Raw genomic sequence first — 25,809 nt, forward strand, 5'->3', positions numbered from 1 at the left:
CTAACTCGCCAGTGGTTTTGGTCGTTGATGGTGAGAATGATTAAAAATTAGATAACCCGCAGCTGATTGGATCAGCGCAGTAGGGGCAGGAAGCAAATGTTACCAAGATTACACTCGCAAACGGATGTCGATCCTCTTGTTCTTAGTTTTCTCACAGAGCTTGAGCACTCTGGGTTCACTGGCGATATCGAAAGCCAATACTCTAGCCGTCTCGCGGTAGCCACCGACAACAGTGTTTACCAGCAACTTCCTCAGGCTGTTGTTCATCCCAAAACCACCCACGACGTTTCCCTCATCGGTAAACTCAGCAACAAAGAAAAATACGAGCGTATTACCTTTTCTCCTCGTGGTGGCGGTACAGGTACGAACGGTCAATCTTTAACGAAGGGCATCGTGGTTGATTTGTCTCGCCACATGAACCAAGTTCTAGAAGTGAATGAAGAAGAAGGCTGGGTTCGTGTTCAGACGGGTGTGGTTAAAGACCAACTGAATGATGCTGTTCGTCCGTATGGTTATTTCTTTTCGCCAGACTTATCGACCAGCAACCGTGCCACGATTGGTGGGATGATCAACACCGATGCGTCCGGCCAAGGCTCGCTTAAGTACGGCAAAACCTCTGACCACGTTCTTTCTCTTCAAGCGGTTTTTGCTGATGGTTCGATTTTGGAATCCGACCTTTCTCATGGCTTGCCAAACGAGGGGGAGTTTGCCGATACGGCAATGCGTGTGACGGAGTCGGTATGCCGTGACAAGCGCCAGCAAATTAACGATAAGTTTCCACCGTTAAACCGCTTCTTAACTGGCTATGACCTTAAAAACGCATTTGATGAAGAGGCAGACAGCTTCGATATCACTCGTGTTTTGTGCGGCGCTGAGGGCTCATTGGCGTTTATCACCGAAGCGAAGCTCAACCTAACCCGCATTCCTAAAGCGCGTACTCTGGTTAACGTTAAATACAACAGTTTTGATTCGGCTCTGCGCAACGCGCCATTTATGGTGGAAGCAAAAGCGTTGTCCGTTGAGACAGTGGATTCAAAAGTTCTGAACTTGGCGAAGCAAGACATTGTTTGGCACACCGTCAGTGACTTGATTACCGACGTACCTGATAAAGAGATGCTTGGCATCAACATGGTCGAGTACGCAGGTCAGGATGAAGAGGAAGTGGCTTCTCAAGTCGCGTTCCTAACGGCTAAGCTCGATAGCATGCTAGAAACGGAAGAAGCGGGCATCATTGGCTACCAAGTCTGCAGTGATGTGGCGAGTATTGGCCGTATCTACAACATGCGTAAAAAAGCCGTGGGGCTATTGGGTGCTGCGAAAGGGCGGGCGAAACCAGTCGCTTTTGCTGAGGACACTTGTGTTCCGCCAGAAAACTTAGCGGACTTTATCGTTGAGTTTCGCGAGTTGCTAGACGCAAAATCACTTAACTACGGCATGTTTGGCCACGTAGATGCAGGTGTTCTCCATGTTCGACCTGCATTGGATCTGTGCGATCCTCACCAAGAAGCCTTGATGCATGAAATCTCGGATGAAGTGGTTAAATTGGTGGCAAAATACGGCGGTTTAATGTGGGGTGAGCACGGTAAAGGGTTCCGCTCTGAATACGGTCCAGAGTTTTTTGGTGAAGAACTCTTTTCTGAATTGCGCCGCGTGAAAGCCGCTTTTGACCCACACAATAAAATGAACCCAGGTAAAATCTGTACGCCGCTGAATAGCGATGCAGAGCTTGTGAAAGTGACCGACACCAAACGCGGTTACTTCGATCGTCAGATTGACGTACAGGTACGTGATAGCTTCAAGCAAGCGATGGAGTGTAACGGTAACGGCTTGTGCTTTAACTACGACACAAGCTCGCCTATGTGTCCTTCAATGAAAGTCACTGCAGACCGCCGTCATTCGCCGAAAGGGCGTGCAGGTTTAGTTCGTGAGTGGTTACGACAATTGACTGAGCAGGGCATTGATATTCTCGACTTAGAGAAGCAGACGCTGGAAAGCAAAACGTCCATCAAAACCATGATCGACCGTGTGCGTCATTCGATTAATCGTCGTCATGAGTATGACTTCTCCCACGAAGTGTATGAAGCGATGAATGGTTGTTTGGCGTGTAAAGCGTGTGCGAGTCAGTGTCCGATTAAAGTGGATGTACCTAGTTTCCGCTCTCGCTTCCTCAATATTTATCACTCTCGTTACCAACGCCCGGCAAAAGATTACTTGGTGTCGAACATTGAATCCATGCTGCCATTAATGGCCAAAGCGCCAAGTGTCGTGAATGGTGTGCTCAAGCAATCTTGGGTACAAAGTCTAACGGCTTCGACGGTGGGTTATGTTGATGCTCCGTTATTGTCTGTACCGACTTTGAAAGAGCGAGTAGAGACGTTAACCACGGCTTACGACCTACAAGCACTAAGTGGCTTATCAAGTGAAGACAAACAAAAGCATGTGCTGATTGTTCAAGACCCTTTCACTAGTTACTACGATGCAGAGGTGGTGGAAGATTTCATCAAACTGGTTAAGAAGTTGGGTATGAACCCGGTTCTTCTGCCATTTAAGCCAAACGGCAAAGCACAGCACATCAAAGGTTTCTTACGTCAGTTTAAGAACACCGCGCAAGATACCGCGAAGTTCTTGGAGATGGTCGCGGACTTAGATATCCCATTGGTGGGAGTCGATCCTGCGTTGGTACTGTGTTACCGCGACGAGTATGCTGAAGTGCTGGGTAGCAAGCGTGGTCAGTTTGATGTGCTTACTGCCCATGAGTGGCTTCACCCAAGACTGGGCGAGTTCGATGCTCTTGAGTCTAAAGAGCAAGCACCTTGGTATCTGTTCGCTCATTGTACTGAGAAAACCAAATTACCAAATGCAGAGAAAGAGTGGGGGGCTATCTTCGCCCACTTCGGTGCGATTCTGAACACCGTGCCTGTAGGCTGCTGTGGCATGGCGGGGACCTTTGGCCATGAAGTAGATAAGCTCTCGATGTCGCGTGACATTTATGATCTGAGCTGGAAGCCAAACTTGGACAAACTTGATAACGAGCGTTGCTTGATTACGGGGTACTCCTGCCGAAGCCAAGTCAAACGCTTTGAAGGGGTAAAACCTAAGCACCCAGTTCAAGCTTTGCTAACCTTGATATAATGCTTTACGAAAGCCCAGTCTAACTGGGCTTTTTATCATTTAAGAACCGTTACTGACGATGACAACGTTTTATTCTCATAAGGATATGAAGATTGAAAAAGCTTGAGCTTAAAGTGCCACCTGTCGTTCTATTTTTGTTGATGGTATTGCTGATGTACTGGCTGAAAGACGTCGTGCCAGAAATGAAAATTACCGTACCGTTTGTTGAGTTTGTTACTGCTGGGCTTGTTTTGATTGCTGGGTTTGTGGGCATTGCCGGTGTTTACGAGTTTCGTAAAGCCAAGACGACCGTAAACCCCGTGAAACCAGAAACGGCTTCGCTGGTGGTCGATACAGGCGTATTCGCTTACACACGCAATCCAATGTATGTAGCGCTTTTGCTTGTCATTATCGCTATTGGTCTGTGGTGGCAACATCTCAGTGTTATTTTGTGCGCTGTATTGTTTGTCGCGTACATGAATCGCTACCAAATTAAGCCAGAAGAACGCGCTTTGGAAAGACTATTCGGTGAAGATTACCTAGATTATAAGAACCAAGTACGTCGCTGGATTTAATGAGTAAACAAACCGCAGATAAAAAGAAAGCCCAGCATATTTGCTGGGCTTTCTATTGAATTTCTTTTTTGGAAAGGAGCGGCAGGGCTTGTCTGCTGGAGCATAGCTTCCGAAGACTAAGCTGCCTTAGCGAACTTTGCTAAGAAGGCATCCTTACGCTCGTTAAAGCGTTGTACTAAATCGTCAACTGCATCTTGGTCGTATGGTTTAAGGCCACTTGCCACCATACGTTTGATGCCTTTACCAACGACTTCACCGTCTTGTTTGAATGCAAAGTTTAACGTTACAACACCACGCTTGCCTTCCACATCAAACGTTGCGCCTGTGAAATCGACTTCTGGGTGAGTCAGGTCTAAACGACAGAACTCAACTTCCATGCTTTCGTAAATCACCAGTGGACGTTGGCAGTTGATCATCATCTGTTTCTCTTCCATTAGAGGAACCATGATGTGAGGGAAGTTCATGCCAGAGAATTGAACGTAGTTAGTCACCACGTGCTCAATGAATGCTGGATCTTGGTTTGTTTCGCCTTCACGAGACATGTGTAGGTATTCTTTACCTGCCTCATCGACCACGGCGCTTTCTTTTTCACACTTATTTTCGATGTGAAGTGCAACGCCATCATTCACCATTCCAGAGAAATCGAAACGCATCTTTTGGCTTACGCCTTCTTTGCTCAGCAATACTGCAAAAAGCAGATCGCCTGGAACGCAAAAGCGCTTGTTGTCTTCATCGTGAATAGGGTTGTAATCACCAGCTACGCGTTTTGCGAAGTGACTTGCTTGTTCACGAGTGAACTGAAATTGGTGATTAGTGTTTGAAAAATAAGGTGTTAGAAACATAATTTTTACGTAGTAACCAAAACTGTCAGGGATTATATGCGAATATCTGCGTAGCAATGGTCCATCCAGTGAAAACTTCACTGTATCTTAACAATGAAACGATAACGCAGCGGAATAAAGCACCAAAAAGAGCGCTTTTGTTATGCATTATTCAGTATGGCCATAAATCCGCGATTTACCATATTATTGAGGGACTTGATGCGTATAAATACAATAAAGGCTCCAAGAAGGAGCCTTTAGGGTCATTAGCACAATAGATTAATGCACGCTTGGCAGTAAGCTTTCTGGCATCAATGCGTTATGCAGAGCAAGCTTGAGTAGTGCATTGGCTTGCTCGATATCTGGCGCGAAGTAGCGGTCTTTATCGTAGAACGATACTTTCTCGCGCAGCATTTGTTTGGCAATTTCGATACGCTCAGAAGATTTGTTTGGCGCTCGAAAATCCAACCCTTGCGCGGCAGATAAGTATTCAACCGCCAAAATACCACGCGTATTCTCTCCCATTTCTTTCAAACGACGAGCCGCAAACGTGGCCATTGAGACGTGATCTTCTTGGTTTGCAGATGTAGGCAAGCTATCGACAGAAGCAGGGTGAGCCAGTGTTTTGTTTTCACTCGCAAGCGCTGCTGACGTCACCTGAGCAATCATAAAGCCCGAGTTTACGCCGCCATTGTCGACCAAGAATGGAGGAAGCTTAGATAGAGCACTATCAATAAGCAGTGCCATGCGACGCTCCGACAAACTACCAATCTCTGCAATCGCAAGTGCAAGGTTATCCGCCGCCATAGCAACTGGCTCAGCATGGAAGTTTCCGCCAGAGATAATGTCGTTGTCTTCTGCAAACACAAGCGGGTTATCCGATACCGAGTTCGCTTCTACTTGTAGAATGTCTGCCGCATTGCGAATTTGCTGTAAACAAGCACCCATAACTTGAGGCTGACAGCGCAGGGAGTAAGGGTCTTGAACCTTTTCACAGTTGGTATGGGATTCACCAATCTCACTGGTCGCTTCTAATAGGTGTCGATACGCTAACGCCGCATCCATTTGGCTGCGATGGCCACGAACTCGGTGGATACGAGGGTCGAACGGACGACGGCTGCCTAGTGCTGCTTCTACCGACATCGCGCCACAAACTGTCGCAGATGAGAATAGGTCCTCGGCAATGAACAAACCTTCGAGTGCAAACGCCGTTGATGCTTGAGTACCGTTAAGCAGTGCAAGACCTTCTTTCGGTGCCAGTGTGATTGGCTCTAGACCAGCAATTTGCAGCGCTTCTAAGCCAGAAATGACTTTACCATTGTGACGCGCTTGGCCTTCACCAAGAAGTACCGTACTCATGTGGGCTAGCGGTGCTAAGTCACCCGACGCGCCGACGGAGCCCTTTTGAGGCACGCATGGATATACTTGTGCGTTCACAAGGTCAATCAGCATGTTGATGACTTTCAAGCGCAAGCCTGAGAAGCCACGTGCAAGGCTGTTGATTTTTAGCACCATCATCAAACGAACGGTTTCATCAGACATGAATTTACCGATGCCCGCAGCGTGTGAAAGTACAATACTGCGTTGCAGCGTTTCTAGATCTTCCGGCGCAATACGAGTGTTTGCGAGTAGACCGAAACCCGTATTGATGCCATAAACGGTGCGATCTTCTGCAATCACTCGGTCGACAACTTGAGTGCTTTCCTCAATAGCCGGAATCGCTTCTGGATCGAGAGTAAGGTTGACAGGCGAACGGCTCACCTGACGCAGTTCGTTTAAGCTAATATGGCCTGGCTTTAGCGTTAAATTGAGCATGTCTTTCATCCTTACTTCAGCTTTTTCAGTTCTTCATTGAGCATTGGCAAATCCAGCTTTTGCTCAGCTGCACATTGTTTTGCGATGTCATATCCCGCATCGGCATGACGCATAACCCCCGTCGCTGGGTCATTGTGAAGAACACGAGCAATACGCTCAGACGCTTCATCACTACCGTCACAACAAATCACCATACCTGAGTGTTGAGAGAAGCCCATACCAACGCCGCCACCATGGTGAAGTGATACCCAAGTTGCGCCGCCTGCGGTGTTCAATAGGGCATTAAGTAATGGCCAATCTGATACGGCATCAGAGCCATCCATCATACCTTCGGTTTCACGGTTCGGGCTGGCTACCGAACCAGAGTCTAAGTGATCACGACCAATCACAACCGGTGCTTTCAGTTCACCATTTTTCACCATTTCATTAAAGGCTTGGCCAAGGCGTTCACGGTCTTTCAGACCCACCCAACAGATACGTGCAGGCAGACCTTGGAACTGAATGCGTTCACGTGCCATGTCTAGCCAGTTGTGTAGGTGAGGGTTATCTGGGATCAGCTCTTTTACTTTCTGATCGGTTTTGTAGATATCCTCTGGGTCACCAGACAATGCTGCCCAACGGAATGGACCAATACCTTCACAGAATAAAGGACGAATATAAGCCGGCACGAAACCTGGGAAATCAAACGCGTTTTCGACGCCTTCTTCTAACGCCATTTGGCGGATGTTGTTGCCGTAATCCAGTGTCGCAGCGCCGCGGTTTTGCAGCTCCAGCATAGCTTTAACTTGCACAGCCATGGATTGTTTTGCCGCTTTCACTACACCGGCTTCGTCTTGCAAGCGCATTTCTGCCGCATGAGACATGCTCCAACCTTGTGGTAAGTAGCCGTTCAATGGATCGTGTGCAGAGGTTTGGTCTGTTACTACATCTGGTGTGATGTTACGTTCCACAAGCTCAGGGAAGATGTCTGCAGCGTTACCTAGTAGACCGACAGAAATAGGCGTGTCGGACTCTTTGATCATCGCTAGCGCTTCATCCAGCGATGTAGCTTTCTTGTCGACGTAGCCTGTGCGCAGACGGTAATCGATACGTGACTCGTCACACTCAACAGCAATCATTGAGAACCCCGCCATTGTACCAGCTAGAGGCTGAGCTCCGCCCATACCACCAAGGCCGCCAGTTAAAATCCAACGACCTTTTGCGTTGCCGTTAAAGTGCTTTTTAGCTACCGAGACAAAGGTTTCGTAAGTGCCTTGAACAATGCCTTGTGAGCCGATGTAAATCCAACTACCTGCAGTCATTTGTCCGTACATCATCAGGCCTTCTTTATCGAGCTCATTGAAGTGCTCCCAATTAGCCCAATGTGGTACTAGGTTAGAGTTCGCAATCAGAACGCGTGGTGCATTTTTATGAGTCGGGAAAACGCCCACAGGTTTGCCTGATTGAACGAGAAGAGTTTGGTCATCGTCGAGTCTTTCTAACACTTCAACAATCTTATCGAAGCATTCCCAATTTCGTGCTGCTCGGCCAATACCACCGTATACAACGAGCGAGTGAGGGTGCTCGGCTACGTCTGGATCGAGGTTGTTCATCAGCATACGAAGTGGGGCTTCCGTCAGCCAAGATTTGGCGCGCAGGTCGGTACCGCGTGGAGCACGAATTGTTCTGCTGGTATCAAGTCGTGGATCTTGTCCTTGGCGCTGTGTCATTTTAAGACTCCTTTAGTTTCACGTGTACACCAAGTCTGTGCTTGGCTATTTAATCGTTATTGGATTTGGTTATTTAGGCTTGTGGTTTTTCTCTGCCATGGCATTGGCGATGTCCCAACAAAGGCGGGCTGCCAATCGAGCGGTTTGGCTATCGACGTCATAAGTGGGGTTGTACTCGGCAATGTCTGCAAGCATGAGCTTGTTTTTGTAATGTAGGATTCGGTCGAGAAACGGCGAAATGATGTCGTAGCTGACCCCTCTTGCTGCTGGAGCGCTTACACCCGGAGCCGTTGCCGCAGGGAATACGTCCAAATCAATCGTTAGATAGAGATAATCGCAGTCATCGATAAAGTGCTGTAGCTGCGTTAAATGGTAGCTGTGGTTCATGTAGCAAAGCTGTTTGTCTTCCACATACCAAACGTTGAGTTCGTCCGCTTTCTGGAATAGTGCTTTAGTATTGCTGCTGCGACTGACACCGATGCAAGCGTAATGAAACTTCCAATCATTGTGTTGGCAGAAGTGATAGATTTGATTAAATGGTGTCCCTGAGCTCGGTTTTACATCTGCCAGCGAACTTTCAAAAGCGCGTAGGTCAAAATGTGCGTCGAAGTTGATTATGCCAATCTTCGGCTGCTTTTCTGGGTGATGAGTTTTGAAGTATTCGGCCAACCCAGAAAATGACGCCCATGCGATCTCGTGTCCGCCTCCTAATACCACGACAGGTGAATGGGGGAGCGCTTGAGCAACCGTGGCTGCGCATTGCGATTGGCTGCTCTCTAGTAAGTCGTCTTCGCAAACGACGGTGCCGAGATCGTAAAGTGGTGCATCTTGGTGCCAAGCGAGATTGGCTAGGGCACGACGGATCAAATCCGGTGACTTTTTCGCACCAATACGGCCTTTATTTCTGGCAACACCTGCATCGGTCGCAAAGCCAAGGATTGAGACGCCCTCGCTTCTGCTCGGTAACTCTTCGACAGAAATATTTTTAATCACGTGGTGAACGCGCTTACCCAGTTCTCCATCTTCTGCATCGTGGCGACCTTGCCAATGAAATGGAGCGGTATTTGGATCTGATTGAGCCATGTTACAGTCCTCCGTGAGAGACATATTCACCATTGACTATACGACCTACTAGACGTTTCGCGCCGACTTGGTAACTGAGGTCTGCTGGGTGTTCGATATCCCAGATTGAGAAGTCAGCGTCATAACCGACTTCAATCACGCCACGAGATTCCCCATAACCCAGTGCTTTTGTTGCGTTTTGAGTGACGCCACGCAGTGCTTCTTGAGGTGTTAAACGGAACAGAGTGCAAGCCATGTTCATCATCAGGGTTAAATCTGCGAACGGTGACGTGCCAGGGTTGATATCCGTCGCTATCGCCATTGGCACCTTGTGTGTTCTGAGTAAATCGATAGGTGGTAATTGGGTTTCACGTAAGAAGTAAAATGCACCAGGGAGCAAAGTTGCCACGGTAGAAGAGTTGGCAAGGGCACGTACGCCAATCTCATCGAGATATTCAATATGATCGGCAGAAAGGCCATTGTATTTTGCCGTTAGCGTAGTGCCACCTAAATCAGAAAGCTGTTCCGTATGCCCTTTGACATGCAAACCGTGTTTTTTTGCTGCTTCAAAGACACGCTCGGTTTGCGCTAAGTTAAAACCTATCGATTCACAAAACACATCTACGCTGGTGGCGAGCTTTTCTTCTGCCACGAGGGGAATAATGTCATCACAAATGTGTTGGATATAATCGTCAGCACGGTCTTTAAATTCTGGTGGAAGTGCATGAGCGGCGAGTAGGGTTGTGGTGATTTTGACTTTGCGCTCTTGCTCTAAGGCTTTGGCTGTTCGCAGCATCTTGATTTCATCATCTAGCGTGAGACCGTAACCAGACTTAACTTCGATAGAAGTAACGCCACTGGCAAGTAACCCATCTAAACGTGGCAGAGCGAGCTCGATAAGTTGTTCTTCACTGGCAGCACGAGTGGCATGAACGGTAGAGAGAATACCGCCGCCTTGCTTGGCGATTTCTTCATAAGGCACACCATTGAGGCGCATTTCAAACTCGTTGGCTCGATTTCCGGCGTACACAAGATGAGTGTGGCAATCAATCAAACCTGGCAACAAAAGCTTGCTTTGAAGATCAATGGTTTGTTCGTAGTGGTCCGGATTCAGAATGGATTCAGTTTCTGCACTGTCTTCGCCTTTTGCTGCGGTGCTGAGTGCAACAATTTTTCCTGACCGAATGCCGACGCGAGCAAGGGGAGAAGGTAGGTAACCTTGTTCTCCTTCTTGCATAGTGACGAGGCGTGCATTTTCAATCAGCAAATCCATTCTGATGTTTCCTTCTGATTTGTATCTTTAAATGTATATACAAATAAATAGGAGAAAAAAGCATCACTGACAAGGCTAATGTTGCTGAAATGTGATCAAAACGAAGAAGTAACGCCTAGTTTATAGCAGGATCTTAGAGCTTAATTTGTACTTGTTGCCCGGATGATAAAGGAGAGCTGTGCTGACCAGTTTATCTTGACTCCATGTACGGCGATTAAGCAGCAAACACGGCTCGTTGGCTTGCATTTTTAGGTCTTGTTTTACGCGAGCGTCGGGGATAATCGCTTCGACAGTATGTTCGATGGCACTGAGTGGACAGTTGCCCGACAAGTACTGGTTTGGCGTCATACAAGTGAAATCTTGTTGCAAGTAGTTGGGCGCATATTGGCTGTTGACCCAACGCAACTCTAGTTGGATAGGAGTGTGATCTTCAAAATGGATAATTTCACTGTAAAACACCGTGGTGCCAAGCATGACGCCAAGTTTGGTTGCAATACTGTCATCGGCTTTGATGGAGATTTGTTGCAACACTTCACTGTGATGCTCTCGTCCACGGTTGCTGATTTCATCGGCAATGTTGCGAATGTCTAAAAGTGGAGATTCAGACTTTTCTGCCGGATCGCAAACAAAGGTACCGAGGCGTGGTCGGCGTTGAAGTTTGCCTTCATTCACTAAGTCTCGGATCGCTTTGTTGACGGTCATACGGCTCACACCAAACTGTTCCGTCAATTCGATTTCTGTTGCGATACGATGACCAACCATCCACTCACCCGAATCAATTTTATCGAGGATAAATCGTTTGATTTGCATATAGAGTGGTGCAGACATAAAGGTTTCCTTTTAATTGACTATACAAATAGTGCGTAATCTATAGACAAATTGCAAACAGACATACGTATTTTGTGCAGTGATAAAAGGAATTAGTCCGCATTCTTGTCGTCTATTGCTTGCAGGAGTTTCATCAGTTGTGTAAACAGAGACTTATCAGAATAAAGAAAACAGACAGTCACAAAGGAATCGCATGTTTAAAAAACTAAAAGCGTCACTCGGTATCGGCTCAGCAAAAGTAGATACGATTTTAGATGAGATGAGTGTGTATCAAGGCGCGACTTTGCGTGGTCACGTTCAAATTAAAGGCGGTGATGTTGAGCAACAAATCGATGCCATTACCATTAAATTGAACACAGAAATGAAGGTGGAAGAAGACGATAGCGTTAGCTACCAAACTTTCACCATTGATCAATTGAAAGCGGTTGAGCCGTTTGTCATTCAACCGAATGAAGAAAAACAAGTACCTTTTGAACTCAAACTGCACGATGAAACGCCCATCACAGCCGTTAACGCACATAAAAACCAGTGTCATGTTTGGGTAGAGACCACACTGGACATCGGCTTTGCGATAGACCCTCGCGATCGTGATTACATTGAGGTTAAACCTTTGCCTGTTGCTGCTCGTGTGATTCAAGCGATAGAGCAAGCCGGTTTTACGATGGTAAAAGCAGATGTTGAAAAAGGCTTCTTGCGTGGGAATACCTTCTCTTCACGTTCGGGTATTTACCAAGAATTAGAATTCCGCAATAACGGCTTCGTTTCTACGAAAGAGATAGAGCTTTCCTTTATCTTAGATGGTGGGACTATCCACTGTTTAGCAGAGATTGACCGCTCGTTTAGTATGTCGGGTGACCAATACCGTTCGTTCTCGTTACCGATTGGGGCTTCTGATTCACAAGTTGCGGCAGCCATTGCGCCAACATTGAATCTGTAATATTTCTAGCTCTCATTATCTGGAGCGAACAAGTACCGATATCCAAATGTAAAGGCGATATCGGTACTGTTATCCATATTCCTCGCATTCTCAATCGCCATGACCTCGATAGCAGAGCTCTCCATTAAATAGCGATATCCGATCACGAACTCATTCGATGCGTCGGCAAACTCGCTAGGCCCTTCTGTCGAACCTTGATACCAATGGTATTCAAGTATGAAGTGGTGATTGTTTTTTAGTGCATAGCGATAACCGCCAGCAAAGGCGGCGGTGTTATGTCGATAGGGGAAATCAGCGAGTGCTTTATCACTGTTTCTAAAGGTCATTCCGGCCATCGAATAGAATACATTGGCTGCATTGAATCGATAGGTGTAGTTGATTTGTACCCCTTGCTCAAAACTGTTGCCTTTGAAAGAGCCATGAGCAACATCGTTATAGTAGAGACTTCCACCAACAGACAAACCATGATGTTCATTTTGTACTATTTGGTATTGGATATACGTTGAGAGATTGTTTGCTAGCGTTTCACCTTCAAAATCCTCGATTAAAATGTCGTAGTCAGGCATCGACATATAAAAGCGGTTCTTGTCGACTTCATCACGTCCATTTTGTCCAATACCAAATAGGTCGTGAAAGCTTTCGGTCAATCCATCTAAATGGTTATCCGCAGCAAAGACCCAACGATAGTTCAGTTCCCATTGCCACTTTTCATTGATTTGCCACTTACCGCCTAACTCGAGTTGGTTGTGGTAATAGTCGAGTGAATAGTCGCTGGTATGCGCCCAGACACTCGCAATTGTGCCCGAACCATACGCTTCAACATAACCTGAGGGGAGGGCATATCCGGAGCGAAGTATGTTCGTGTGGCTGACAACTTGCACTGGAGATTGAGCATAGGAACGCAGTGGGCCATACAAATCTGAAGCGCAGATTGCCGGCGCAGTTAGGAGAATGGTGCAACTCATGAGCGTAGGTTGCCATCTTAAATCCATCATGATGAGAGCCTAAAGTGAGATTACTCAATAGATTAACTATAGTCTTATCATGTTTTGAATGCCGTTCAATTGTATTAATTCCTCATTCCGTACTTATCGATGAATTTGCTGTGATGAAGTTTCAATGACATTTTGAAATCGCACTTTGCATTCTAAATGTGAGCTATGTACAATCCTTGTTCCGATGAAGGTCCGGTATTCGTGTTACTGAGCGACCGTCATCGACTCTCGAAATATCTTCTAATTTGAATAACATGTGTTGCTTGGTGTGCAACACCACTGTAAAGGACATAGCATGCCTATTATTACTCTTCCTGACGGCAGTCAGCGTCAATTTGACAACCCAGTTTCTACTATGGAAGTTGCGCAATCGATCGGTCCTGGTCTTGCAAAAGCAACTATCGCTGGTCGTGTAAACGGTAACCGCGTTGATGCGTGCGATCTAATTGAAGAAGACGCAAGCCTTGAGATCATCACAGTAAAAGATGAAGTCGACGGTCTAGAAATCGTTCGTCACTCATGTGCTCACCTTCTTGGTCACGCTCTTAAGCAGCTTTACCCACAAGCTAAAATGGCGATTGGTCCAACCATCGACAATGGCTTCTACTACGACATCGACTTAGATGAGTCTCTAACGCAAGAAGATCTTGAAAAGATTGAAAAGCGTATGAAAGAGCTAGCGAAAACCAAGTACGAAGTTGTTAAGAAAAAAGTGAGCTGGCAGGAAGCACGTGATACGTTCGAATCACGTGGCGAACCATACAAAGTGGAAATCCTAGACGAAAACGTATCTCGTGATGATCGTCCAGGTCTTTACCACCATGAAGAATACATCGACATGTGTCGTGGTCCTCACGTTCCTAACATGAGCTTCTGCCAACATTTCACTCTATTGAATGTTGCGGGTGCTTACTGGCGTGGTAACAGCGACAACAAAATGCTTCAACGTATCTACGGTACTGCTTTCCACGATAAGAAAGCACTGAAAGCGCACCTAACTCGCTTGGAAGAAGCGGCGAAGCGTGACCACCGTAAGATCGGTAAGCAACTAGACCTATTCCACATGCAGCAAGAAGCACCTGGTATGGTGTTCTGGCATCACAATGGTTGGTCTGTTTTCCGTGATCTGGAAGTATTCATCCGCTCTAAGCTAGATGAGTACGGTTACCAAGAAGTAAAAGGTCCGCTAATGATGGACCGTGTTCTTTGGGAACGCTCTGGTCACTGGGACAAATACGCAGATGCAATGTTCACGACTTCTTCTGAAAACCGTGAATATGCAATCAAGCCAATGAACTGTCCAGGTCACGTACAGATCTTTAACCAAGGTCTTAAATCGTACCGCGACCTACCGTTACGCATGGCTGAGTTTGGCTCATGTCACCGTAACGAACCATCTGGTGCACTACACGGTATCATGCGTGTACGTGGCTTTACTCAGGATGACGCTCACATTTTCTGTACTGAGAGCCAAATTCAAGAAGAAGTAACAAACTGTATCAAGATGGTGTACGATACGTACCAAACATTTGGTTTCGACAATATCGTGGTGAAGCTGTCTACTCGTCCAGAAAAACGTGTAGGTTCAGATGAAATCTGGGATCAATCTGAAGAAGCATTGAAACAATCTCTTGAATCGATGGAAATCCCATACGAGATTCAAGAAGGTGAGGGTGCATTCTACGGTCCTAAGATCGAATTCACACTATACGACTGTCTAGATCGTGCGTGGCAGTGTGGTACTGTTCAGCTAGACTTCAACCTACCAGGTCGTCTAGGTGCAACTTATGTAGGTGAAAACAATGAACGTCTTGTACCGGTAATGATTCACCGTGCAATTCTAGGTTCACTAGAGCGTTTCATTGGTATCCTTATCGAAGAATATGCTGGTTTCTTCCCAACTTGGTTGGCTCCAGAACAGGCAATTCTTATGAACATTACTGATAAACAATCAGAATATGTTCAAGAAGTAGTACAAAAACTACAAAAAAGTGGAATTAGAGCTAAAGCGGACTTGAGAAATGAGAAGATTGGCTTTAAAATCCGCGAACACACTTTGAAGCGTGTACCGTATATGCTTGTAGTCGGTGACCAAGAGATGGAAGCAGGCGAAATCGCAGTACGTACTCGTAAAGGTAAAGATCTCGGTAAATTTAAAGTGGATGATTTTATCGCATACATCCAAGACGAGATCTCTAGCCGTAAGCTCAATCTGGAGGAATAAGCTATTAAAGGCGGAAGACGCGGCCAACAGCCGGTAAAACAAAACCCACACCGTATGAACGGTGAAATTCGTGGCGTTCGTGAAGTTCGACTAACTGGCGCTGACGGTGAATCAGTTGGTGTTGTATCGATTCAAGAAGCGATCGCAGCTGCTGAAGAAGCAGGCATGGATCTTGTGGAAATCAGTCCTAACGCTGAGCCGCCAGTCTGTCGTGTTATGGACTACGGCAAATTCCTCTTTGAAAAGAGCAAATCTGCTAAAGAGCAGAAGAAAAAGCAAAAACAGGTTCAGATTAAGGAAGTAAAATTCCGTCCTGGAACTGATATTGGAGACTATCAGGTAAAACTACGCAACCTGACGCGTTTCCTTGAAGAAGGCAACAAAGTGAAGGTAACAATTCGCTTCCGTGGCCGAGAAATGGCACACCAAGACATCGGTGTTGACGTTCTTCATCGCTTGAAAGAAGACACTGTAGACTTTGCTGTAGTGGAATCTTTCCCAAGTAAGATCGAAGGTCGTCAGATGATCATGGTTCTTGCCCCTAAAAAGAAGTAATTAGCGGCTCATCAAGTAATTAAGACCTAGCCGTTTCCCTTTTAAAGGTAAACGGCTGGGTTTTGTTCGCCCTAATTACGTTGTTTATTAAACCTACTCAATGCGGAGTTATTCATCATGCCTAAGATGAAAACCAACAAAGGTGCTGCTAAGCGTTTTAAGAAAACTGCTGGTGGTATTAAGTACAAGCACGCTACAAAACGTCACATTCTGACTAAGCGTACTACTAAGAACAAGCGTCAGCTACGTCCAAATGCAATTCTTCCACGTTGTGAAGTTGCTGCAGTTGTTCGTATGTTGCCATACGCTTAATTCTTTTTAGTTATCAATCGTTTAGTTTAGGAGAAGCATAATGCCTCGCGTAAAACGTGGTGTACAAGCTCGTGCACGTCATAAGAAAGTTCTAAAACAAGCTAAAGGTTACTACGGTGCACGTTCACGTGTTTACCGCGTAGCTTTCCAAGCAGTTACTAAAGCTGGTCAATACGCTTACCGTGACCGTCGCGCTAAGAAACGTCAATTCCGTCAACTATGGATTGCACGTATCAACGCAGCATCTCGTCAAAATGGTCTATCTTACAGCCGTTTCATCAACGGTCTTAAGAAAGCATCTATCGAGATCGACCGTAAGATCCTAGCGGACATCGCAGTATTCGACAAAGCAGCATTTGCTGTTCTAGTTGAAAAAGCGAAAGCTGCTCTTTAATTAGCAGTTTAGGATTAAGAGAAGGAGAGCATTAGCTCTCCTTTTTTATTGTTTTCTGTTTCTTCTACCATAAACTCTCCCGTTTCTCGTTTCTCGTTTCTCGTTTCTCGTTTCTCGTTTCCCGCTCATATCCCAACTCTGACCAAATAAGTTGCTCTAATGGTAGGATTTGTTATTTTGCCTCCTCTCATTAAGTCATGGATAAGGAGCATCTGTGTTACCGAGCTATTGGGAATCAAAGCGTTTAATCTTTTCTACTTTTGATACAACACAGGCTGAGCTAGCCAAATCTCTATTCGATTCTAATCATCAAAAAGTGGTTTATGACCATACTTTTCGTGATTGGCCAATTGCAGAATATCAAGCGCTGATTTCAAAGAGTTCTCTACCAAAAAATCCCGATGACCTCGAAGCTTTTTACCTCAGAAAAATATCGACACAGGAGGGGGAGCCGATAGGTTATATCCAACTCGAACTGAATTTTCCGTACAAAGGGTGTTTATGGATCCCTATGTTGTGTCTTATTCCTGACTATCAATGTAGAGGTTTAGGAAAGGAAATCGTCGATAGTGTATTGGACGTTGCTCTTGAGTATGCGTCTTTCAATAAAACCATGCTAAACGTGTACGTTGAGAATACTGACGCTTTTCGCTTTTGGTATAAGCAAGGCTTCAATCACATAGAGCAATTTGATGATACTGAGCATGAGTTAGGGCGCGAGTACCATTGCATTGTCCTAAGTAAAGGTATATCGCGTTAAATCATTCTGTTATCTACTTATGGTAGGGTTTATTAGGATTACAAACAAAAGGATTAGAAATGGATATTCGACAACTACAAGCGCATATAAAAGAGTTTGATCACGACCCGGAACAGAAACAGCATTATTTCCTCAAACTGATTGAAGAAGTGGGTGAGTTGTCTGAATCGATTAGGAAAGACGCCACTGGACAACCGACAGAGGACACAATTAAAGGAACAATCGCGGAAGAACTCTACGACGTACTCTATTATGTTTGTGCATTAGCCAATGTTTATGAAATAGATTTAGAACAAACGCACGAAGTAAAAGAGATACTGAACAAACGAAAATACAACCGCTAGGGAAGGGGAAACTACATGGTTCAACGAATCAGTTACGAATTTTTGCCGCAAATTTCTGGTCCTTATGTTCATGCGACAAGACATTGTGAGACCTTGTATGTGTCAGGGCTGACAGCGATGGGGTCACCAAGTCAAAGTGAAAGCCTAATCGAGCAAACAAAAACGGTTCTGTCTTACTTGTCGCAGATACTCATTGAAGAACAAAGAGAGAAACGCGATCTCGTCAAGCTGACGATATTTGTAACCGACATGAACCAATTGCCAGAGATCCGGTCGGTATTATTCGACTTCTATGAGGGGTATTTACCTGCTTGTTCATTAGTCGAGGTGAGCCGTTTGATTCACCCCGACTTATCTATTGAGATTGAGGCAGTCATCTCATCTGAAGCATTGTAGAGAGGCTTTAATGAAAATAAACCGCTTGGATCACCTTGTACTGACCGTTAAAGACATTCAAACCACACTGGATTTCTATACACAGGTTCTCGGTATGGAAAGTGTTACTTTTGGTGAAGGGCGTGTTGCTTTGGTATACGGGCGACAGAAAATCAACCTTCATCAGCTAGGCAATGAATTTGAACCTAAGGCGAGTCAGGTGGTCTCTGGGAGTGCCGACTTGTGTTTTGTATGTGATACGCCAATTGCAAAAGTGCTCTCCCATTTAGACTCCCATTCTATCGAGGTTATTGATGGCCCCGTTCAACGGACAGGTGCAATTGGTAACATCCTATCGGTTTACATTAGAGACCCAGATGGTAACTTAATTGAGTTATCTAACTATCTTACTGAGGTATAACATGATTTATTCAACAACCGAGACGATTCCTGGACGAGAGATTGCAGAGATAAAAGGTGTTGTGACGGGAAATGTGGTTCAGTCAAAGCACATTGGGCGTGATTTCATGGCTGGCTTAAAAAGCATTGTTGGTGGTGAGATTCGTGGCTACACCGAAATGATGACGGAAGCCCGAAATATTGCTATTCAACGAATGGTAGAGGATGCCGCGAACCTAGGAGCAGATGCTGTTGTCGGTATTCGTTTCACCACCAGTTCGATCGTTGATGGCTCTTCAGAGATTCTTGCATTTGGCACTGCAGTAAAGCTTGTCTAAGAGCGACTGGCCAAGACGATGTGTTGCTAACTCATGATCAATAGAATGGGGTAGTAAGTTCCGACTCGATTATCCATTTCAAGTGAAACGCAGAATCTCGATAGTGATGTTCTGCGTTTGCATTTCTGACGCCTACCTAATGTTCCTACATACTCACCTTATTGATCCTGATCGTAGCGTTCGCAAAAAATAATAGATAGAGATTTAGCATATGCAATTTGAGTAATTATGCATTTTGGAGTGCATGTTTTGTAGGGTAAATATTCTAAGTTTTTGTGATGTCTTAAGTCGGAAATACTCTGAGAAAACGCTCAAGTTAGTAGTTAATGCGACGAATAGCATGTTGATTAACATGTTTATAATCTATTTTGATAACAACTTATAATGAAACCGAATGCATTTTAAGTGCCAGTATTAACATCATAAATGTGAATGAAAGTATATTAATTCAAAGTTTTCTTATAAAAATATGAACTTATGCCTTGCGAAGTGATTCTAAATTGTTACAAATACTATACAGCTGTAACATTGCCATAAGGAATTGTAGATGAGAGAACTCACTCCCGAGTACTTGTTAGCCGCATTACGACAAGCGATAAAAACTAAAGGGCTAACATATCGAGAGTTATCTGAGAAAATGGGCATGCCGTTGTCCACTTTTAAACGTCATTTAACTAGTACTAACCTTGCTTTAGATAAGCTACTCGAGTATTGCCGCGCGGTTGACTGCACCCTCGATGAGTTGCAGAAGTTGGCAAATCAACTTCAAGCTGAGGATCAAGATTACTTTAGCCACACGCAAGACGAAGTCTTTTTCCAATTTCCTCATCTTTACGATTTTTATCGAGAATTACGGATGCTTCGTGGGAAAGACGGCTATACCATCCTAATGAAAAAGTATGACCTCTCGAAACAAAGTATGTCGGACTATTTAGGCGCGCTAGAATTACTTGATCTGGTTTATGTTGATGAAGAAAACAACATTACGCTGCATGGTCCGCTTTACTACAGCTATGCTGAAAATTCGAAGCTTAACGACAAGTACACAGAGATCATCAAGGATCAAACGACCACGCACGAGAAGTGTGTTCGAGTCGCTTTGTCTCGCATGAAAATCACAGAAGAACAACTGCTTATCTTGGAAGAACAGGTCGCGAATACTGTGCTTGATTTTCATTCAAAAAATGTAGTGGCAGAGAACTTTAACGTATCCGATTTTACCAATGTCCTTTTGATTGCAGGCCCTCATCAGCCCGTTACTTTTTCAGATGGTATCGTTCAAACAGAGACAAACTTTATTGATGATATTCGTTATGCGATAGCATCCGCAGGGGATAAGCCGAGTCTCTCGATATAATCTCTAGTTATTTTTAGTGATTTATAAATTCATTCTTGAAATGTTTATTTGTTGAACTATTATGACGAAGTGTCAATTATGACGATTCGTCAGAAATGTGATGTCGTTTCTGCAAACCATATTCGTGTTACACTTCATTTGGGTTACACAGGGATACGGAACAGGGAAATATGTTTAACTTTGGCTGCAAGAAAAATGACAAACAAGAAGGGTGTCGTGTGGTTTCTGGTTTGACTAAGAAACAACAAGCGATCGCCGATCGTGAGGTGGAGTTGATCCAACTTGCAAAGTCATTGGTTCAAGAGCAGGGGTTTGCGAATCTCACCATGGATAAGCTGACCGCCGCAAGCCCTTACTCAAAAGGGACAATCTACAACCATTTCTGCAGCAAAGAAGATGTGATTCTCGCGCTTTGTATCCATTCTCTAAAAAGTGAGGCGGTGTTTTTTGAACGCACGGCCAACTTTGATGGCAATACTCGTGAGAAGATCATTGCAATGCATGTGGGCTACCGAATCTACGCTCGCATGGAGCCTGTCTTATCGACTTGCGCAATTGTTGCTAAAACCCCTTGGGTGATTGAGAAAGCCTCTCCGGCCCGCCTAAATGAATTGAATAAGCTTGAAGAGGAAGTGATTTCTGGTGCGGATGCATTAGTGAACCATGCGGTAGAAGTTGGAGATTTAAAATTCTCACCCGCAGTAGGCTCTGATGCCATTGTATTCGCAAACTGGTCTATTGCTTTTGGTTCTAATGCGCTTGCGCAAAATGCGTCAAATAGTCGATGCATACAGCGCTTGCAAGACCCTTTCTCAGTGCTCCATAACGCCAATATGTTACTTGACGGTTTGGGTTGGTTACCGCTCTCAACTGAGTGGGATTACCGCAAAACCTGGCGTCGAGTAGAGCAGGAATTATTCAGTGAAGAACTTGCTTATCTTGACTCAGTCAATCGTTAAGTAAGCAACAAGCCAATCAAATTAGCGGATTGGCTTTTTAATCACACTATTTGACGGATCGTCAATAACGATGATTTTTACACCAATACCTCTAATTAAATCGGTGTAGAGATCGCGTTAGAAACGTATCTGGAATTAGAGAACAGCTAATGCTGCTTTTTTAACTCCGTTTTATGACGAAACGTCACAAAGGGAGAGTGTGATGAAACACCACCAAGCTCAACAAGCTTCCTCTGCTCAATGGGGGAAGATTCCAACCAAGTACAGTATATGGGTACTACTGGCCACAGTATTACTCGTTGTAATCGCGACAATAGGAGGAAAGAACCTTTATTTTCGTGGTGATTATAATATCTTCTTTGATGGTACCAATAAGCAGTTATTGGCGTTCGATGAAATTCAAACCACTTTTGCTAAAACAGACAATCTCGCCATTGTTGTTGCACCAGCCAGCAACGACGTCTTCACTCCGGAAATCCTCCAACTTATACAAAGCCTCACCGTCGATTCGTGGCAAGTGCCTTATTCCAGTCGTGTTGACTCTATCGCCAACTACCAACATACCGAAGCGTTTGAAGACGATCTTCTCGTCGAGGATTTGTTGTATGAAGACTATGAACTAACCCCTGAACGCATCGCTAAAGTCAAAAGCATTGCATTGTCAGAACCTGTATTGAAAAGCGCTTTGATTTCAGAACAAGGGGACGTAACGGTTGTGAACATTACTGTTCAGCTGCCAGAATTAGACAAGACGGCCGAAGTGCAAGAGGTGATGTCTCATATCAGCGCAATGCTAGAGCGTTACCAAGAGAAGTACCCAAATGTTGAGTTTCATAAAGCAGGCATTATCGCCATGAACTATGCGTTTATGACGGCAGCGCAAGAAGACAGTTCGACGCTGGTGCCAACCATGCTGTTAGTGATTTTGGTGTTTTTGACCATTATGTTGCGCTCATTCTTGAGTGTCGTCGCCACCTTGATCGTTATCATCGGCTCAGTCATGGCAACAATGGGACTTTCGGGATGGGCTGGCATGTTCTTGAGCACCGCAACGGTCAACGTGCCAACACTGGTGATGACACTTGCCGTTGCGGATTGTGTGCATGTCATCACCACCATGCGTCATTCGATGCAAAATGGCTTTAGCAAAGTGCATTCTATCGAGAGAAGTATTTCACTTAACTTCATGCCAATTCTGATCACTTCAGTGACCACAGCAATCGGCTTTTTGATGATGAATATGTCCGATTCTCCGGTATTGAGAGACTTCGGCAACTTGTCAGCATTAGGCGTAATGATTGCATGCTTCCTTTCTGTCACGCTTCTTCCTGCCTTGCTGAAGTTCCTTCCTATCAATGTTAAGCAAACGCCTTCGAACGGCAAGTCTGACTTTATGGATAAACTGGGCGACTTTGTTGTTACACATCGCAAAGCGTTACTGCCAGCATCTGTTTTGGTTATTGCAGTCAGCGCGAGTTTGATTCCTTTGAATCGCGTCAATGATGAATCCGTGAAGTACTTCGATAACCGCAGTGATTTTCGCCAAGCTGCCGATTTTATGGAAGCGCGCATCAGTGGCATGACTAACATCAGTATTGCGATTAAAACTAACGAATCACAAGGGATTGCAGACCCGGTATTTCTCAATGCTATTGGTGGGTTTACGGATTGGCTGCGAGTTCAGCCAGAAACTGACCATGTTGCGACGCTAGCGGATGTGTATAAACGTCTCAATAAGAACATGCATGGCGACGATGAAAGTTACTACGCGTTACCACAAAATCGCGAACTGGCTGCGCAATATCTGTTGCTTTATGAGATGTCCTTGCCGTATGGACTCGACCTAAACAACCAAATCAATGTTGATAAATCGTCAATTAAAATGGTTCTCACCGTCGATAACTTAGGCAGTGTTGAATTGGTTGATCTTGAGAATCGTATCTATGCGTGGTTTGCTGACAATGCCCCTCAATATGAAGTAGTTGCTTCGAGTCCTTCTTTGATGTTCGCTCACATTGGTGAGACCAACATGGCGAGTATGCTCTCTACTTTACCTATTACATTAGTGCTCATTTCCGCGCTGCTTATCTTTGCGCTTCGCTCTCTTAAGCTGGGCTTGATCAGCTTGGTGCCAAACATCGCACCGGCCGTGATTGGCTTTGGTCTCTGGGCGCTTATCTCTGGTGAAATCAACCTCGGATTATCTGTTGTTGTCACATTGACGCTCGGGATTGTTGTCGATGATGCCGTTCACTTCCTTTCTAAATACCAGCGTGCTCGAAAAGAAGGCCAAACCGCCGAACAGGCAGTGCGTTACGCCTTCCATACTGTTGGGCGCGCGCTCTGGATTACCACTGTTGTGTTGGTGGCAGGCTTTTCGGTGTTGGCCATGTCGAGCTTCCGTTTGAATGCTGATATGGGCCAACTCAGCGCGATTGTCATCTTTATCGCTTTAGTAGTGGATTTCTTATTCTTACCGACTTTGTTGATGCTGTTTGATAAGGCCGCTTACTCACAAAACACAGGGACGAAAAAAACATCTTCAGAATCTGAGAAAAACGTTACGGCGACACCGTTGTAATCGAGAAACGAACTTCAGGAATTAAGACAAGGAACACATGATGAAACTAGTTAAAACACCATTCAAAGTCGCCGCGTTATCGGTTTCACTTTTGCTTTCGCCTTTTACATGGGCAGATGAGGCAAAAGGATTAGAGATTGCACAGGAGCGCAAAGCTCGTGATGAAGGTTGGGGGGATTCGGTGGCAACCATGCAAATGATCCTTCGCAATGCACAAGGGGAGAGCAGTACGCGTTTGATGCGCTTGAAATCACTTGAGATTGCCGATGATGGTGACAAAGGGTTGACCATTTTTGATGAGCCTCGTGATGTAAAAGGCACAGCATTCCTGAATCACTCCCATACTGTTGGTGCAGATGATCAATGGCTCTACCTACCGGCTCTTAAGCGTGTAAAACGTATTGCTTCGCGCAATAAATCCGGTCCTTTTATGGGCAGTGAGTTTGCTTATGAAGACCTGAGCTCATTCGAGATCGAAAAATACCGTTTCAATTACCTAAAAGATGAAACGGTGAATGACCAAGAGACGTTTGTGTTAGAGCAAATCCCGACAGATAAAAACTCCGGTTACACCAAGCAGGTGGTTTGGCTAGATCAAGCACATTATCGTCCTCTGAAAGTAGAGTTTTATGACCGCAAAGGTGCGTTGTTGAAAACACTTTTATTCTCCGACTACAAACAATATCTGAATCAATACTGGCGCGCTCACACCATGGCGATGACGAATCACCAAACGGGCAAAAGTACGGAGCTGACGACCAGCGAATTGACGTTCCAGACTGGTTTGAAAGACAACGATTTCAACAAAAACGTCCTTAAGCGCGTTAAGTAGGGAGGTTGAATGACTAGGGCAATCGCTGCAAGCCGAACCTTGGCTGGCATTACGGCCATGCTGTGTTCTTCGCCTTTACTTGGCGTTGAACTAGCGGGGCAGGTCAATATCGAGCATCGCCAGTTTTTCTCTGACGGTGCTCAGGGGCAAGACAAAGGGCAGACATCACTCGTGTTGCAACCCGAGCTTTATTGGGATCTGCAAGACGGTGATGCGAGTTTCACTTTCACTCCTTTTTATCGCTGGGATAGCATGGATGATGAGCGCACCCATGGTGATATTCGAGAAGCTTTATATTTAACCTATTGGGATGATTACGAACTCCGAGTCGGCATTAGTAAGGTGTTTTGGGGCGTCACGGAGTCTGCGCACTTGGTTGATGTTGTAAACCAAATTGATGCGATAGAAGCGGTTGATGGAGAGGATAAGCTCGGCCAACCTATGGTTCATTTTACTTCTATCAAAGATTGGGGGACGGTGGATGCGATGTTATTGCCCTATTTTCGTGAGCGAACATTTGCAGGTAAAGATGGACGTTTGAGGATTGATCCTGTTGTCTCTGATGATGCGCTGTATGAATCTAGCCGAGAAGAAAAGCAAGTGGATGTCGCTTTTCGGTACGCGCAAATGTTCGGCGATTGGGATGTAGGTTTAAGCTATGTCTATGGAACAAACCGTGACCCGTATTTTCGGTTTGATCAAGGAGAGTTAAAACCTTACTACGCCCTAATGAGCCATGTTGGGCTGGATGTTCAAGGCACCGTAGGTGATTGGTTATGGAAGCTAGAGAGTGTCTACCGCGATAGCTTCGACAATCATGTCGGCGTCGTGACAGGTTTTGAATACACGATAGTTGGGGCTTTTGATACGGTATGGGACGTAGGCATTATTGGTGAGTATCTCTATGATAGCCGTGGTAACAATGCGCAAAATATCGGTCAAAATGATGTCTTTGCAGGCATTCGTTTAGCACTCAATGATGAAGACGGCACAGAAATTCTTACGGGTATAACGCAAGATCTCGACAACTCCGATGTGTACAACGCAAAACTTGAGGCTTCCAGCCGCATTTCAAATCATTTCAAGTGGCAAATCGATGCTTGGTTGTTTAAAAATGACACGCCAACGGACCTGCTTTATTTCGCACGGGACGACGACTTTATCGAACTCTCTATCCAGTATTATTTTTAAATTGGTAGATAAACTAATCGAAAAGTTGGAGGCAAGTAGATCCACGTCATTATTTTGACTGA

Annotated in this window: 24 protein-coding genes; 17 read left to right on the top strand and 7 right to left on the bottom strand. The window is 45.2% G+C overall.

The annotated features are described in order from the left end of the window. The first annotated feature begins 96 nt into the window (after window positions 1–96). Window positions 97–3,132: an FAD-binding and (Fe-S)-binding domain-containing protein gene (locus tag KIT90_RS04355; protein WP_285375554.1), complete on the top strand. Its 3,036-nt coding sequence runs from the start codon at window positions 97–99 to the stop codon at window positions 3,130–3,132. Between the two features lie 92 nt (window positions 3,133–3,224). Next, window positions 3,225–3,686, top strand: a complete 462-nt coding sequence (locus KIT90_RS04360) for an isoprenylcysteine carboxylmethyltransferase family protein (protein ID WP_285375557.1) — start codon at window positions 3,225–3,227, stop codon at window positions 3,684–3,686. Window positions 3,687–3,802: 116 nt separating this feature from the next. Here KIT90_RS04360 and KIT90_RS04365 read toward each other — a convergent pair whose 3' ends face one another. From KIT90_RS04365 to hutC, 6 genes are all read right to left on the bottom strand, one after another. Beyond that, on the bottom strand, window positions 3,803–4,528 hold the full coding sequence (locus tag KIT90_RS04365; RefSeq protein ID WP_009705868.1) for a DUF3581 domain-containing protein: 726 nt from the start codon (window positions 4,526–4,528) through the stop codon (window positions 3,803–3,805). Between the two features lie 258 nt (window positions 4,529–4,786). Continuing rightward, complete coding sequence (gene hutH / locus KIT90_RS04370) at window positions 4,787–6,322, bottom strand: histidine ammonia-lyase (RefSeq protein WP_033006955.1); 1,536 nt, start codon at window positions 6,320–6,322, stop codon at window positions 4,787–4,789. A gap of 11 nt (window positions 6,323–6,333) precedes the next feature. Next, window positions 6,334–8,031 carry a urocanate hydratase gene (gene hutU, locus KIT90_RS04375; protein ID WP_285375558.1) on the bottom strand — a complete coding sequence of 566 codons (1,698 nt, stop codon included), beginning with the start codon at window positions 8,029–8,031 and terminating at the stop codon, window positions 6,334–6,336. Between the two features lie 69 nt (window positions 8,032–8,100). After that, entirely contained in the window at window positions 8,101–9,114 is a 1,014-nt protein-coding gene (gene hutG, locus KIT90_RS04380) for a formimidoylglutamase (protein ID WP_285375560.1), read from the bottom strand. 1 nt (window position 9,115) lies between these two features. Further along, the gene (gene hutI / locus KIT90_RS04385) at window positions 9,116–10,366 is read right to left on the bottom strand and encodes an imidazolonepropionase (RefSeq protein ID WP_285375561.1); all 1,251 of its coding nucleotides are present in this window, start codon (window positions 10,364–10,366) and stop codon (window positions 9,116–9,118) included. A 120-nt stretch (window positions 10,367–10,486) separates the two neighbouring features. Then, the gene (gene hutC, locus KIT90_RS04390) at window positions 10,487–11,194 is read right to left on the bottom strand and encodes a histidine utilization repressor (protein WP_038868653.1); all 708 of its coding nucleotides are present in this window, start codon (window positions 11,192–11,194) and stop codon (window positions 10,487–10,489) included. 193 nt (window positions 11,195–11,387) lie between these two features. Between hutC and KIT90_RS04395 the strand changes: the two genes are divergently transcribed. Beyond that, a complete protein-coding gene (locus KIT90_RS04395; RefSeq protein ID WP_005443164.1) occupies window positions 11,388–12,131 on the top strand; it encodes a sporulation protein in 744 nt (247 codons plus the stop codon). 5 nt (window positions 12,132–12,136) lie between these two features. Here the strand turns inward: KIT90_RS04395 and KIT90_RS04400 are convergent, their stop codons facing one another. After that, entirely contained in the window at window positions 12,137–13,126 is a 990-nt protein-coding gene (locus KIT90_RS04400; protein ID WP_285375562.1) for a DUF3187 family protein, read from the bottom strand. 295 nt (window positions 13,127–13,421) lie between these two features. On the opposite strand from KIT90_RS04400, the gene thrS reads away from it, so the two are divergent. From thrS to KIT90_RS04470, 14 genes are all read left to right on the top strand, one after another. Continuing rightward, complete coding sequence (gene thrS, locus KIT90_RS04405) at window positions 13,422–15,350, top strand: threonine--tRNA ligase (RefSeq protein WP_009705874.1); 1,929 nt, start codon at window positions 13,422–13,424, stop codon at window positions 15,348–15,350. Between the two features lie 3 nt (window positions 15,351–15,353). Further along, window positions 15,354–15,905: a translation initiation factor IF-3 gene (gene infC / locus KIT90_RS04410; RefSeq protein ID WP_074050532.1), complete on the top strand. Its 552-nt coding sequence runs from the start codon at window positions 15,354–15,356 to the stop codon at window positions 15,903–15,905. Between the two features lie 117 nt (window positions 15,906–16,022). Then, on the top strand, window positions 16,023–16,217 hold the full coding sequence (rpmI, locus tag KIT90_RS04415) for a 50S ribosomal protein L35 (RefSeq protein WP_009705876.1): 195 nt from the start codon (window positions 16,023–16,025) through the stop codon (window positions 16,215–16,217). A 40-nt stretch (window positions 16,218–16,257) separates the two neighbouring features. Next, the gene (rplT, locus tag KIT90_RS04420) at window positions 16,258–16,611 is read left to right on the top strand and encodes a 50S ribosomal protein L20 (protein WP_004727974.1); all 354 of its coding nucleotides are present in this window, start codon (window positions 16,258–16,260) and stop codon (window positions 16,609–16,611) included. 214 nt (window positions 16,612–16,825) lie between these two features. Further along, window positions 16,826–17,371, top strand: coding sequence for a GNAT family N-acetyltransferase (locus tag KIT90_RS04425; protein ID WP_078607359.1), 546 nt, complete (start codon window positions 16,826–16,828; stop codon window positions 17,369–17,371). A gap of 59 nt (window positions 17,372–17,430) precedes the next feature. After that, the gene (locus KIT90_RS04430; RefSeq protein WP_045412369.1) at window positions 17,431–17,715 is read left to right on the top strand and encodes a MazG nucleotide pyrophosphohydrolase domain-containing protein; all 285 of its coding nucleotides are present in this window, start codon (window positions 17,431–17,433) and stop codon (window positions 17,713–17,715) included. 15 nt (window positions 17,716–17,730) lie between these two features. Beyond that, the gene (locus tag KIT90_RS04435) at window positions 17,731–18,111 is read left to right on the top strand and encodes a RidA family protein (RefSeq protein ID WP_199461465.1); all 381 of its coding nucleotides are present in this window, start codon (window positions 17,731–17,733) and stop codon (window positions 18,109–18,111) included. A gap of 10 nt (window positions 18,112–18,121) precedes the next feature. Continuing rightward, window positions 18,122–18,511 (top strand): VOC family protein, encoded by a 390-nt coding sequence (locus tag KIT90_RS04440; protein WP_285375565.1) that lies wholly within the window; start codon window positions 18,122–18,124, stop codon window positions 18,509–18,511. A 1-nt stretch (window position 18,512) separates the two neighbouring features. Next, a complete protein-coding gene (locus KIT90_RS04445) occupies window positions 18,513–18,827 on the top strand; it encodes a heavy metal-binding domain-containing protein (RefSeq protein WP_005443150.1) in 315 nt (104 codons plus the stop codon). Window positions 18,828–19,374: 547 nt separating this feature from the next. Further along, entirely contained in the window at window positions 19,375–20,184 is an 810-nt protein-coding gene (locus KIT90_RS04450) for a helix-turn-helix transcriptional regulator (RefSeq protein ID WP_009705881.1), read from the top strand. 170 nt (window positions 20,185–20,354) lie between these two features. Next, window positions 20,355–21,143: a TetR/AcrR family transcriptional regulator gene (locus KIT90_RS04455; RefSeq protein WP_009705882.1), complete on the top strand. Its 789-nt coding sequence runs from the start codon at window positions 20,355–20,357 to the stop codon at window positions 21,141–21,143. Between the two features lie 202 nt (window positions 21,144–21,345). After that, the gene (locus KIT90_RS04460; protein ID WP_285375569.1) at window positions 21,346–23,724 is read left to right on the top strand and encodes an RND family transporter; all 2,379 of its coding nucleotides are present in this window, start codon (window positions 21,346–21,348) and stop codon (window positions 23,722–23,724) included. A gap of 40 nt (window positions 23,725–23,764) precedes the next feature. Continuing rightward, window positions 23,765–24,556 (top strand): outer membrane lipoprotein-sorting protein, encoded by a 792-nt coding sequence (locus KIT90_RS04465; RefSeq protein ID WP_033006078.1) that lies wholly within the window; start codon window positions 23,765–23,767, stop codon window positions 24,554–24,556. 9 nt (window positions 24,557–24,565) lie between these two features. Further along, on the top strand, window positions 24,566–25,747 hold the full coding sequence (locus KIT90_RS04470; RefSeq protein ID WP_285375571.1) for a hypothetical protein: 1,182 nt from the start codon (window positions 24,566–24,568) through the stop codon (window positions 25,745–25,747). The last annotated feature ends 62 nt before the right edge of the window (window positions 25,748–25,809 follow it).

The sequence above is a fragment of the Vibrio sp. B172a genome, assembly GCF_030248355.1.
GTDB lineage: Bacteria > Pseudomonadota > Gammaproteobacteria > Enterobacterales > Vibrionaceae > Vibrio > Vibrio owensii.